Source organism: Dehalococcoidales bacterium, from assembly GCA_028716225.1.
In the GTDB taxonomy this organism is placed as follows: domain Bacteria; phylum Chloroflexota; class Dehalococcoidia; order Dehalococcoidales; family UBA5760; genus UBA5760.
On sequence record JAQUQE010000038.1, the window covers coordinates 1 to 11,327 of the forward strand.

An 11,327-nucleotide genomic window follows, 5' to 3' on the forward strand; every position below is an offset into this window, starting at 1 on the left:
CATATACAAAGACAACCTGGATAACCGGCGACATAATTACGGCGGCGAAACTCAACAATCTCGAGACGCAGTTCGACGAAGCAGACGCGATTATGATAAAATCAGATGGATCGGTCGCCTTCACCGACAACCAATCAATGGGTGGTAATAAACTGACGAACCTCGGTACGCCCACCGTCGCCACCGACGCAGCAACAAAGGGGTATATCGATACACCGACGGTGGCCCGGAGCATGAACAACCAGCGGCTGACCGACCTTGCAGCGCCGGTGAATGCGAACGACGCGGCGCGGAAAGCGTATGTCGATGCCCGGATACCTGCAGGAGTCATCGTTGCCTGGTCCGGGGCGATTGTAGATATTCCAACGGGCTGGCTGCTCTGCAACGGTTCGTCCGGGACGCCGGATCTCCGGGATCGGTTCATCGTCGGGGCAGGATCGAGTTATGCGGTCGGGGCGAGCGGCGGGTCTGCCACGCATACCCTGACGGTTGACGAGATGCCGGTGCATAATCATAACATGCCGTATGATAGGATTAACGAGTATGAGTATGGTCCTGGAGTGTGGGGAATGACCAACCTTGGAACAGGCGCATGGTCTGCCAATACCGGGAATGCGGGCAGCGGGAACGCCCATGAGAACCGACCGCCATACTACGCCCTCGCGTGGATCATGAAGAGCTGATATGTATCACTGTGAGCGATGCGGGACCGGGCTGGACTCACCCCTGGAGACGTATGCCGTTTACGTCCTGCCGGAAGAGGAAGAGGATCCGGTCCTGATCTGCAAGGGCTGTCACCAAGAATCAGACCTGATCGTCTGGGGCACGACCCGGGAGCAGGATGAGGAAGCCGGGCGGCAGGCAGCGCTCCGGATGCTGGCGGCAATTGAAATGAGGATATGATCAGAAATGATGTTAATGGAATTAGCGGTTGCGGGGTGGATATTCATGTTCATCCTGCTGGTTGTATTGATGATGGTCGGGTTGATGTATGTATTCGACCAGTATAAACAACTCGCGGAGCCGGGCAGTCCGCTGGATGAATTCATGGGCGGCGATGAGGCGCTCGATGAAATTCACACCTTCTTTGACGGCGTATACGCGAGATGGAATGGTATCGGGGCATGGGATCCTCCCCATTACTTGACTGAAGAGGAAGCATACATCTGGGAACGGGAACGGCGTTATGCTGCACTCGGATGGATGATTACCGACGTTGTACTTCGTTTCAAGGCTTGGTTGCACTATTATGTGTTGCGACAAAGGTAACTCCCTCTTTTAACTCGTTGATATCTTAACTGTGAACCCACGAGGCCCGGCTCTGAGCGGATTGAACCCTCTTATAGGTAGTTTAACCTTATCAAGGATTTCTGGTCTCTCAAAGAAGTTCAAATCACTGTTTCCGTGTTTTTCGTCCAAAGTATTAAATATTTTATGTGTTTAACACAGTATCGTCGTGAGACATATAGAGGTGAAACATGAGACGAATACAGGAATTGATTGAAACCTTCGAAGGTCTGTTAGAAGATCTTGATGAAGCAGCAAATCAGATTGATGAAGTCCTCGAAGAAGTGGGTGGAAACATTGAGGCCGACGCAAGAGGGACATGGTTCAACACACTTAAACAAATCATCGATCTGAACTTTGATGAGAGTCGCACGGATACTACCCTCCAGAGGATGAAGGCCCGGTTGACTGAAGAAACCATCGAAGCAGACATCCCGGTGTATGGTGACTGGACCGTTCTGGACATCACAGGGCGTGTAAGTCGCATCGTGTACTTCTGGAAACAGACAGGACCGAGATCGGGGCACATATCGAAGGCCGTTCAAGAGCATACTGGGTTCGGGCGATACAGAGATCGATTCTATACCCAAGATCTGCCTCCAGAGGCGCTTGAGAACCTTCCTCCTATCAAGACCCTTGAAGAATTGAGGAAGTTGGTAGATCAGGGCATTCTCTAAATCTCTCTTTTGTATTAATTCAAAATGTTATTCCGTTAATTACTTATAGAATACCAACTAATAACATATTGTAGCAAACATATAGGAGATGAGAAAGATGAAAGTAGACATCACAGAAGTTCAGCGCGCTTGTCAGTATCTGGCCGGTGTTTGCGACGGCGCTTTGTCGGAGGACGGTCACGGCTTCAATAAGTACGATGCGAGATTCGGCCACAGTCTCGCCATCCAGAAGAACTGGTCCCTCAAACAGGCTATCGCCGCTCAGAAAATGATGATCAAGTATCAGAACCAGTTAAAGATCGCTGGATTCGACACAGACCTAATCCTGAAGAGTGAGATCGTAGTTCCTCAGATCGTCAACAAGCCCGCAACTGTTACTAAGAACACGGCCATGCTGGTTAAGGGGCAGATCGAGATCTGGTTCAAGTTCGATTACAAGACGCTGGAGATGATCAAGAGCCTCCCGGGGAGGAAGTTCACAGAAGACACGCGGGGCAAGTTCTGGACCGCTCCCCTGGCACAGGACACCGTAGAGAAACTGGACCAGGCTGGATTTGAACTGTGCCCGGAACTCATCAGGTTCCTGGACACGGCCCAGAAACAACTCCCGGTGGAGGAACTCGAGGAGATCGAGGTTGACGGCCTCAAACGCGAACTGTTCCCATTCCAGAAACAGGGCGTAGCATTCATTGAGCAGCGCAACGGACGGGCACTCGTGGGCGATGAAATGGGTCTGGGGAAGACGATTCAGACGCTTGCCTGGTTACAACTTCACCCCGAGAAAAAGCCGGTCGTCGTTGTCTGTCCGGCGCACTTGAAACTGAACTGGGCGCAGGAAGCAAAAATGACCCTCTCCGGGGATCGGACAATCCAGGTCATCTCTGGCACGGACACCACACAGAAACTGTACGGGGACATCATGGTAATCAACTATGACATCCTGCACAACAAGTATGAGGAGGGCCCGAAGAACTTGGTCACTGGAAAGAAACCCATCAAGGAGATTCCGTACTCGGGCTGGATTGACTTCATCCTGGACCGGAACCCAGAAGTCCTGATCGTTGATGAGGCGCACTTCATCAAGAACAGCAAGGCGTTCCGATCAAAGGCGGTCACCAAGCTGGGTCGAAAGTGTAAGCACGTCATCGCACTCACCGGCACGCCTCTGGTGAACCGCCCGATCGAAGGATACAACATCGTCCAGATGATTGACAGGACAGTTTTCCCATCCTTCTGGGACTATGCGCAGAAGTACTGTGGGGCACACCACACCCGATTCGGATGGGACCTGTCAGGTGCTTCGAACAAAGAAGAACTTCACCAGAAACTCAAGACAGTCATGATTCGGCGCAAGAAGGCGGACGTCCTCAAAGAACTGCCTGACAAAGTGTTCTCCCATGTCCCGATGGAGTTGTCGAACCGAGAAGTGTATCAGGAGGCGGAAGAAGATTTCATCGCATTCCTGAAGGACACCGAGGGCGCGGCCGCGGCAGAGAAGGCCCGAAACGCAGAACACCTGGTTCGAATTGAAGGCCTTAAACAACTGGCGATGCAGGGTAAGATGAATCACGTGATGCAGTGGATTGAGAACTTCCTGGAGGAGAGCGGACGGAAACTCGTTGTCTTCGCAGTTCACAAAGTCACTATCAATGCACTGATGAAGAAGTTCCAGAAATGTGCGGTCAAGATTGACGGTTCGACACCGGCTCCGAAGAGGCATGAGGCTGTTCAGGCATTCCAGAACAATCCCGACGTCAAACTGTTCATCGGGAACATTCAGGCTGCGGGAACTGGACTCACGCTGACAGCAGCATCAGCGATCGCCTTCGTCGAACTCCCGTGGACACCCGGGGAACTGTCTCAGGCGGAGGACCGCTGTCACCGGATCGGGCAGAAGAACGCCGTCAACATTTACTACCTGCTGGCGGAGGAGACGATCGAGGAGCAGATCGCAGCACTGCTGGATGAGAAGAAGAAAGTCCTGAATGCAGTGATCGACGGAGGGGCGGTGGAGCATGTTCAACTCCTGACCCGCCTCCTCTCATCCTTCGCGTAAGGAGCACGCATGGATCTAGAACGGCTATTATCTGACTATCACGTCGACTTCGTACGGCCCGGAGAACATGCCCGCACTACAGAAGGATGGATCAACTTACATTGCCCGTTTTGTGTGGGGAAGGTAGATTATCATCTAGGTGTGAATGTAGAGACGGGCGCCTGTCATTGTTGGCGATGTGGACCGCATGCACTTGTTAGCGTCTTGAGCAAAGCAACCGGTCTCTCCATTCTCGAGATTAAGAGCGTCATTCGAAAGTATGAAGGCGTGCGCAGGAAAGTTCACGTCACGGAGCCGAGAGTAGCAATTAGGCCACTTAAACTACCTCAACCGACTATCAAGTTGAATCAGTACGGGAGGCGCTACTTACGTACCCGAAGATTTGATCCGGATACGATCGAAGAGGAATGGGGCGTATTACAGACAGGTCCGATCAGTTCTCTCGACCTGATTAGTTATGGGAACCGCATCGTGATCCCGATTTACTGGAACGGGAAGATGGTCAGTTTCCAGACTCGAGACATTACGGGCAAGAGTGACAAGAAGTACATTGCCTGTCCATCGAAACGCGAGAAGGTAAAGCATGCACATATCGTGTACGGGCAAGAATCTGTCTGGCAAGATACGGATACATTGATTGTCGTTGAAGGCGTATTAGATGTCTGGCGATTAGGGCCGTACTCTGTCGGGACGTTCGGGACATCTATCAATATCGAACAAGTCTTGAGTTTGTCGAGATTAGCAGATAAGTTCATTATCTTGTATGATACTGAGAAGACGGCGCAGGAACAAGCGAGAAAGTTAGCCGTTAAGTTAAGAACTCTCGGGAAGCGTACATCCATCGCAACTCTTGATGATGGTGATCCTGCTGATTTGAAGCAGGCCGAAGCAGACAAATTAGTCAAAGACCTTCTTGTGTAAACCTCAGTAGAGAAAAATAATTAAATACCTTAACAACTTATATGTAGATACACAGTCTAAAACGACGATTCGGTGATCTACGTATGAGCGAGCAATTAAAATGTTCGATATGGGAGGAGCAAGTTCTCAAAAAGTTCTCCTCACCTATAGACGACGATGTTTTCGTGATTCCCACAAGCATCCTGACAACGTTCGGTCCAACCACAGCCACTTTTCTTACGAGCCTCATTAACAAATATCGATCCTTGCGAGAGAGTGGGGCGATAAATGAAGGTGATCAGTTCCCTTATCTCTATACGGAACTGCGGGAAAAGACGGCCTTGAGTGACCATCAGATTCGCACCTGTAAATTGAAACTGATTCAGCGTGGTCTTCTTTGTACTGAAAAGCGTTCTTTCCCGCAGCGAGAATACTACCAGATCAACCTCAAGCGACTGACGATGAAATATTTGATGACGGAGTGAGTTGTATCATGCCTATAATGTGGCCTCAGACACACGATAGCCCGGCTTGCAGCAACTTTCATGGCCTTGGTGGTGTGTGACTATGGGACAAGATAAAATTGCATCAGAGAATGGTTTTAAAACGGGATTCAGGATTCCTGTATCAGCGGATGCTCGTATCCTTACATTCTTCAACGCATACTTCGAAAGCCCGCACAAAGACCACCTACGAAAAGTATATCTGGCACTATGTCAACTTGAGCATGATTTCAAAGGCCAGATTGATGATACGAGCAGTCTGGCAAAGAAAGTGAGTGACTATACAGGACTGAACTTCACAAACACGTGATTGTATATGATTCCATTGATGCGCGTAAACATTCTCACTCTTGACTTCCAGAAGAAAGGGGAGAATGAGCAGAAGCGGATTTTTAAAACACTGAAGGATAATGGGTATGAGGTCGTCGGATGAGAATCCCTGACATAATTTTCCGGTCAGCAGACGTAAGTTTCACCCAGATCCCCAATCATATTCTTCGGAACCCTGAATTATCTGCGAAAGCGAAAGGGATCTTGTGTCTCTTACTGTCTAACAGACAAGGATGGAATAGTTTCGAAACATCGATTGTTTCGATGATGGCTGATAAGAGAGACGCTATTCGAGCAGGCATAAAAGAACTTGAAGATTACGGGTATCTTGTTCGATACAGGTATCGAAAGAAAGACACCAAGAAGTATGCCGGGATGGTCTGGGTCTGTTCTGATTATCCCGAGACGTTAGATATTCAAGAGGTTCTCGATGTTCTTGATGGGTATGGTTGCGAGATTCTTCCCGAGACAACGGCCATAAACGGGTCTAACCGCATTGTCAAAGCCAACGCGGGCGCCGACAACACTAATAATAACAATGTAAAGAATAACAAACACAAGAGCAGCAACAAGGCGACCTTGCGAGCAACAGACAAAAGAGACAGGAAGATCACGGTATCGATGTTCGAACAGTTTTGGTCCATTTATCCGAATAAGACTGACAAGGGGAAAGCGAAAACAAAGTGGCAGCAAATCTGTACAAGAAAGACAGACAGGGATAGCATCCCACTATGGTCTCAGATCGAGAAAGCTATCAATGAACAAAAAAAGACCGACCGATGGTCGAAGCATGGATATATCCCTCTTCCCACTACTTGGTTAAACCAGCAGCGGTGGTTAGATGATCCTGCAATGATGGCTGATTTTGAAGACACCCCATCTATGCAGAAGGTCTCCGGGGATCCCCGGAAGATTGCCCGCAGATATCTGCAGAGCCGGGACATGACAGACATCTTCATGCGGAAGTCGCATCAGCCCGCGATGAACTTGTTTCGGGCACATAACAGGGACTTGGATGAAGGTGTCGTCGCTACTGTCTTGATTAAATTCTGCGAGCAGATAAAAACAGTGCAGGATGAGAACATCCCGAAGACGTCTGAGTTCTATCAATTCTCGCCTCATCCACTTACTGTGATTGAGGGATACATCGAGTTCCTTGAAGAGCAGTCGTCGTGGATGGATTCTTTGAGTCTGGCCGTGTTTGACATAACCAGTGCTATATTTTCGCAGTATCGTTCGAAGTTGAAGAGGTTGGACACATACAACCGCGATCCACTTACAGGTCGGTGAATGCGTGCGAGATGAACAGGAATTTATAGAACGTCGAATAATCACTGGTCTTATTGTTAGCAGTGACTATATTGCACGAATACAGAGCGTTTGGGATCCAGCATTCCTTGATTCTCCCGAACTACAGATCGTCGCGTCTTGGTGTTTGGACTACTTCCGAAAGTATGGGAAGGCGCCAGACAAGTACATCCAAGACTTGTACATGGAGAACTTGCAATCGGGCAAGATCACAAGGACAGCAGATGCACGGTATATTGAAGAACTCCTCGACAGTCTGAGTGATGAGTATGGTCGGGGGAAGAAGTTTAATGGGGCGTATTTGTATGACCGGACAATTCAGTATTTCAAGGCGCAAGAGTTAGCGCAACATAATCAAGAAGTCCAGGCACTCATTGACCGGGGCGAGATAGAGAAGGCGGAGACCCTCGCAGCGTCGTATAAGCCCACGATATTCGGTGTTGCAGACATTGGAATTGAATTATCGGATCTTAACACTATCCCGAATCTTGTCGCCTGTGCGTTTGCAGAATTGCAGCAGCCTCTTATTATGTATCCCGGCGCATTGGGCGCAATGTGGAATCCTCATCTTATTCGGGGTGGCTTTGTCACGTTTCTAGCACCTGAGAAGCGCGGTAAGTCGTATCTCTTGATGGAGATGGCTTTGCGGGCAGTTCGCCAGCGGTCTAATGTGGCCTATTTTGAGGCCGGTGATATGTCACAGAGTCAGATTCTTCGTAGGATTTGCACGTATGTTGCGCAGCGATCCGATAAAGAACAGTATTGTCGAGAGCGTTTCAGGTGCGTAGGAGATTGTTTATGGAATCAATTAGACACATGTACTCGGGAGGATAGGAATTGTGATCACGGTATTTTTGAAGGCACTGATTTTGGATCCTTTGCTAAGAAGCAAGGTGATTACATTAATGATTCCGTTCTGCAGGCGAAATTTCACCAGTATCCTGATTATGTTCCGTGCGATAGTCATACGTGTTCGCAAAGGAAGGGATCGGTCTGGGTCCAGAAGGTGAAGGAATGTAGTCCATTGACGGCGGATCAGGCAGAGAAGGCGTTAACAGCGTTTTTCAGCAAGTACAAGAGACGATTCAAACTGGCCACTTATGCGGCCGGAACTTTGACAGTTACTGAGATCAAGAGAGTGCTGGATGAGTGGGAGAGGAAAGACGGGTTCGTCCCGGACGTGATTTTGATTGACTACGCAGATCTTCTTTCTGCTGATGACGGCGGTGTCAAAGAATTCCGCCACAGACAAGATCATGTCTGGCGTGCTCTTCGTGGCCTGTCCCAGTCCCGTCATGTGTTGGTGTTAAGTGCCACTCAAGCAGATGCCGCGAGTTACGAGAGGGACAGGCTGTCTCTGTCGAACTTCTCCGAAGATAAGCGGAAACTGGCGCATGTGACGGCGCAGTATGGACTGAACCAAGATCCGAAAGGAAGAGAGAAACGATTAGGTCTTCTTCGGGTTAATGAGATCGTGGTGCGAGAAGGAGACTTTTCGTCTGATAATCAGGTTTGTATTATACAGGATTTGTCGATTGGTCGACCGTATCTTGAGAGTTATAAGGTGTGACGAGTATGCAATCAAATGAGAGTGAACCACGGAATGGAAATGGGCGCAAGATCTTGGTAGATGTAGAGCCTCTGAAGAAGACCGATTCTCGACAGATAAGTCTCGATCAGGATCGCCTATCATCGTGGGGAATTCCGAAAGAATAAGACGGTCTTTGATGAGACGAGGGCTTTCAGTTATGGTCAAAAGTTTTATTAGGGGAGAAAACAAGTTATATTATAGGACTTTGGGAGGAGGTGAAATAACCTTTGAGTGAATCGATTGAGATAATCAAAGCATTCACGTTTGACGCCGCGCACTACCTTCCCTATCATGAAGGGAAGTGCCAGCATCTCCATGGGCATACATACAAGCTCGAGATCGGCGTATTGGGCCGTGTTCGACCCGACACCGGTATGGTTCTTGATTTCAGTGATTTCAAAGGGATTGTAGATGAAAATATTGTTCAACCGATGGATCATCGATTGTTGAATGATATTCAGAATCATGACTTTCCTGCGAGCAATCCAACGGCGGAGAATATGGTCGTCTGGATTCGTAATCGGCTTCGGGAAGTTCTCAAAGACAAGAGCGTGACGATTAGTTTCGTCCGCCTGTGGGAGACCCCGACGTCGTATGCACTATGGAGGGCGTATTGATGATGAAAAATAAGCCTCTGCGTATCAACAGACAAGGACTATGCACCACTATTTCCGGGGAGGCCGGAGGGTTCCCGCAGGGGACGTGGATCACGCTGGTTCGCCTTCAGGGCTGTAACCTCAAATGCACGTGGTGTGATACCCCGCAAGCCAGGATGCAGAGTGTGATCACTTCATTGGAGGCGGGCGGTGATCTTCGGAACTTCATTGAGGTTTCCGTCCCTGATCTTGTATCCCAGATCAGAGATCAGATGAACCCCCACGTTCTCATAACCGGGGGCGAACCGCTTATGCAGCCTGAAGTGATCAACCTGATTGAGTCTCTCGTCGAGAGAGGGTTTAAGGTGCAGGTTGAGACGAACGGCAGCATTCTCATCCCATTCATCCCCGAGGTGTATTGGGTGGTCGATTTCAAGTGCCCTTCGTCAGGCATGGTAGAGAGAATGAACATTTCGATGGATGTGTGGGCGGGGCAGATTGCCCGTCAACAGAATGCCGGAGGGCATGTTTCTGTAAAATTTGTTGTCATGGATGTCATCGACTTGGATTACGCTATCGAAGCGATTGAGCGACTTCTTGATTACGGCGTAAAAGGCCCATTCCTTATCAGCCCGATTAATGCAAAGGGCGAGAATATCAAAGGTATGGCGGAGCGAATACGAGAGAAACATATTGGCTTATTAGACCACATTGTTTTCTCGGTGCAGTTGCACAAAGTGTTTGGTATGGTGTGATGGAAATGAAGAAGAGTGAACTCATCAAAGTGGCAAAGGAACTGAATGCCCAGATTGGGCTTGAACCGGAGATAGACACCAAGCGCCCGAAGGTAGAGGATCTGAAGGCTGCAATCTTGCAGGCGGCAGAACTCATCGAGCCTGACGACGATATCACCCCGGAGTCGACGGCGGTAATCGCTGCCCTCAGAGAAGAGAAGGAGGAGGAAGATTCGGTGGAGTCAGTCTCCGAGCCCGAGCTTGTCCCGGCTCCCGAGCCCGAGCCTGAACCGAAGGCGCCGCCACGGCCTAAAAAGGCGATGACGCGGTCCCGGGCACTGGTAGCAGCGCTTGAGCAGCAGGAGGGGGAGGCGTTCACGGCGACAGACATCATCAAGAAGTCCCGCCAGATCTATGAGAAGTACAACAAGATGAATGATGCGGATGATCGCGGTGCTCTGGCGCAGTGGGAAGCATCCAGATATATTCTGGTCGACATCGGGCTTCTCGAACCCGCTGGAACCGTTGGCCGTCAGGTCTCATACCGTTACACCAGGTGATCAAGTGGCAACCCAACTCCCACACTATGGCCCCCTTCCTCAGCCCGCCAGCCTTGAAGAGGCTGTCGAGGTTCTGGGGAGGGAGAAATTCCCCGCACCGGACGTCTGTCTGGTGGAATTCACAGCTACCGAATTTACGAGCCTCTGCCCCCGAACAGGCCAGCCTGATTTCGGGAAGGTCATTATTCAGTACCTGCCGAGGGAGTACTGTATTGAGAGCAAGTCTCTCAAGTTTTATCTGTGGGCATTTCGGAATGAAGGCGCCTTCTGCGAGACTCTCACGTCCAAGATTGCAGACGATGTTGTTTCGGCAATCGACCCACTGTGGACGAGAGTCACAGTAACACAGAACACTCGGGGCGGGATTGCTCTCAAGTCGTCTGCGGTTCGTGCAGCTCCGGGGTATTCAAACATGAATTGTCCAGGGGTTTTCACTGATGCCTCGCAGTGATGCTGTAGTTCTTGCGCTGTCTGGCGGAATGGACTCTACCTCTCTTCTTGGGTATCTGCTTGAGTCTGGATTCAAGACGGTGTACTGCTGTCGGTTCTGGTATGGTTCGAAGCATAATGAGTATGAGAACAAGGCTGCTGAGCGGGTTCTTGAGTACTATCGTGAGCGGCATCCTGGGGTGATTCCTGTTGCTCCGATGGATCTCATCGAAGTCATGCGGTCGTTTGACTCAGCCTTGCTGCGGTCCAGTCTTGAGGAAATCCCTGAAGGGCATTATGCGGCAACGAATATGAAAAGGACGGTTGTCCCGTGCAGGAATTTGATTTTCGCGTCT

At 49.8% G+C, this 11,327-nt stretch carries 15 protein-coding genes; all 15 read left to right on the top strand.

Annotation, left to right across the window (positions count from 1 at the left end):
* The coding region (locus PHI12_11730; GenBank protein ID MDD5511460.1) for a hypothetical protein at positions 1-683 on the top strand (683 nt) is incomplete at its 5' end.
* 1 nt (position 684) lies between these two features.
* A complete protein-coding gene (locus PHI12_11735) occupies positions 685-903 on the top strand; it encodes a hypothetical protein (protein ID MDD5511461.1) in 219 nt (72 codons plus the stop codon).
* 6 nt (positions 904-909) lie between these two features.
* Positions 910-1,269: a hypothetical protein gene (locus PHI12_11740; GenBank protein ID MDD5511462.1), complete on the top strand. Its 360-nt coding sequence runs from the start codon at positions 910-912 to the stop codon at positions 1,267-1,269.
* A 209-nt stretch (positions 1,270-1,478) separates the two neighbouring features.
* Positions 1,479-1,964: a hypothetical protein gene (locus PHI12_11745; GenBank protein ID MDD5511463.1), complete on the top strand. Its 486-nt coding sequence runs from the start codon at positions 1,479-1,481 to the stop codon at positions 1,962-1,964.
* A 97-nt stretch (positions 1,965-2,061) separates the two neighbouring features.
* Complete coding sequence (locus PHI12_11750; GenBank protein ID MDD5511464.1) at positions 2,062-4,020, top strand: DEAD/DEAH box helicase; 1,959 nt, start codon at positions 2,062-2,064, stop codon at positions 4,018-4,020.
* A 204-nt stretch (positions 4,021-4,224) separates the two neighbouring features.
* Positions 4,225-4,941, top strand: a complete 717-nt coding sequence (locus PHI12_11755; protein MDD5511465.1) for a hypothetical protein — start codon at positions 4,225-4,227, stop codon at positions 4,939-4,941.
* Between the two features lie 83 nt (positions 4,942-5,024).
* The gene (locus PHI12_11760) at positions 5,025-5,405 is read left to right on the top strand and encodes a hypothetical protein (protein ID MDD5511466.1); all 381 of its coding nucleotides are present in this window, start codon (positions 5,025-5,027) and stop codon (positions 5,403-5,405) included.
* 82 nt (positions 5,406-5,487) lie between these two features.
* On the top strand, positions 5,488-5,733 hold the full coding sequence (locus PHI12_11765) for a hypothetical protein (protein MDD5511467.1): 246 nt from the start codon (positions 5,488-5,490) through the stop codon (positions 5,731-5,733).
* 284 nt (positions 5,734-6,017) lie between these two features.
* Positions 6,018-7,043, top strand: coding sequence for a hypothetical protein (locus PHI12_11770; GenBank protein MDD5511468.1), 1,026 nt, complete (start codon positions 6,018-6,020; stop codon positions 7,041-7,043).
* Positions 7,044-7,047: 4 nt separating this feature from the next.
* The gene (locus tag PHI12_11775; GenBank protein MDD5511469.1) at positions 7,048-8,631 is read left to right on the top strand and encodes a hypothetical protein; all 1,584 of its coding nucleotides are present in this window, start codon (positions 7,048-7,050) and stop codon (positions 8,629-8,631) included.
* A gap of 248 nt (positions 8,632-8,879) precedes the next feature.
* Complete coding sequence (gene queD / locus PHI12_11780) at positions 8,880-9,269, top strand: 6-carboxytetrahydropterin synthase QueD (GenBank protein ID MDD5511470.1); 390 nt, start codon at positions 8,880-8,882, stop codon at positions 9,267-9,269.
* Positions 9,269-10,003: a radical SAM protein gene (locus PHI12_11785; protein ID MDD5511471.1), complete on the top strand. Its 735-nt coding sequence runs from the start codon at positions 9,269-9,271 to the stop codon at positions 10,001-10,003. Before queD ends, PHI12_11785 begins: the two co-directional genes overlap by 1 nt.
* A 29-nt stretch (positions 10,004-10,032) precedes the next feature.
* On the top strand, positions 10,033-10,542 hold the full coding sequence (locus PHI12_11790; protein ID MDD5511472.1) for a hypothetical protein: 510 nt from the start codon (positions 10,033-10,035) through the stop codon (positions 10,540-10,542).
* A gap of 4 nt (positions 10,543-10,546) precedes the next feature.
* On the top strand, positions 10,547-10,993 hold the full coding sequence (gene queF / locus PHI12_11795) for a preQ(1) synthase (protein MDD5511473.1): 447 nt from the start codon (positions 10,547-10,549) through the stop codon (positions 10,991-10,993).
* Positions 10,980-11,327: 7-cyano-7-deazaguanine synthase (locus PHI12_11800; GenBank protein ID MDD5511474.1), on the top strand; the 348-nt coding region annotated here is incomplete at its 3' end. The genes queF and PHI12_11800, both read left to right, overlap by 14 nt.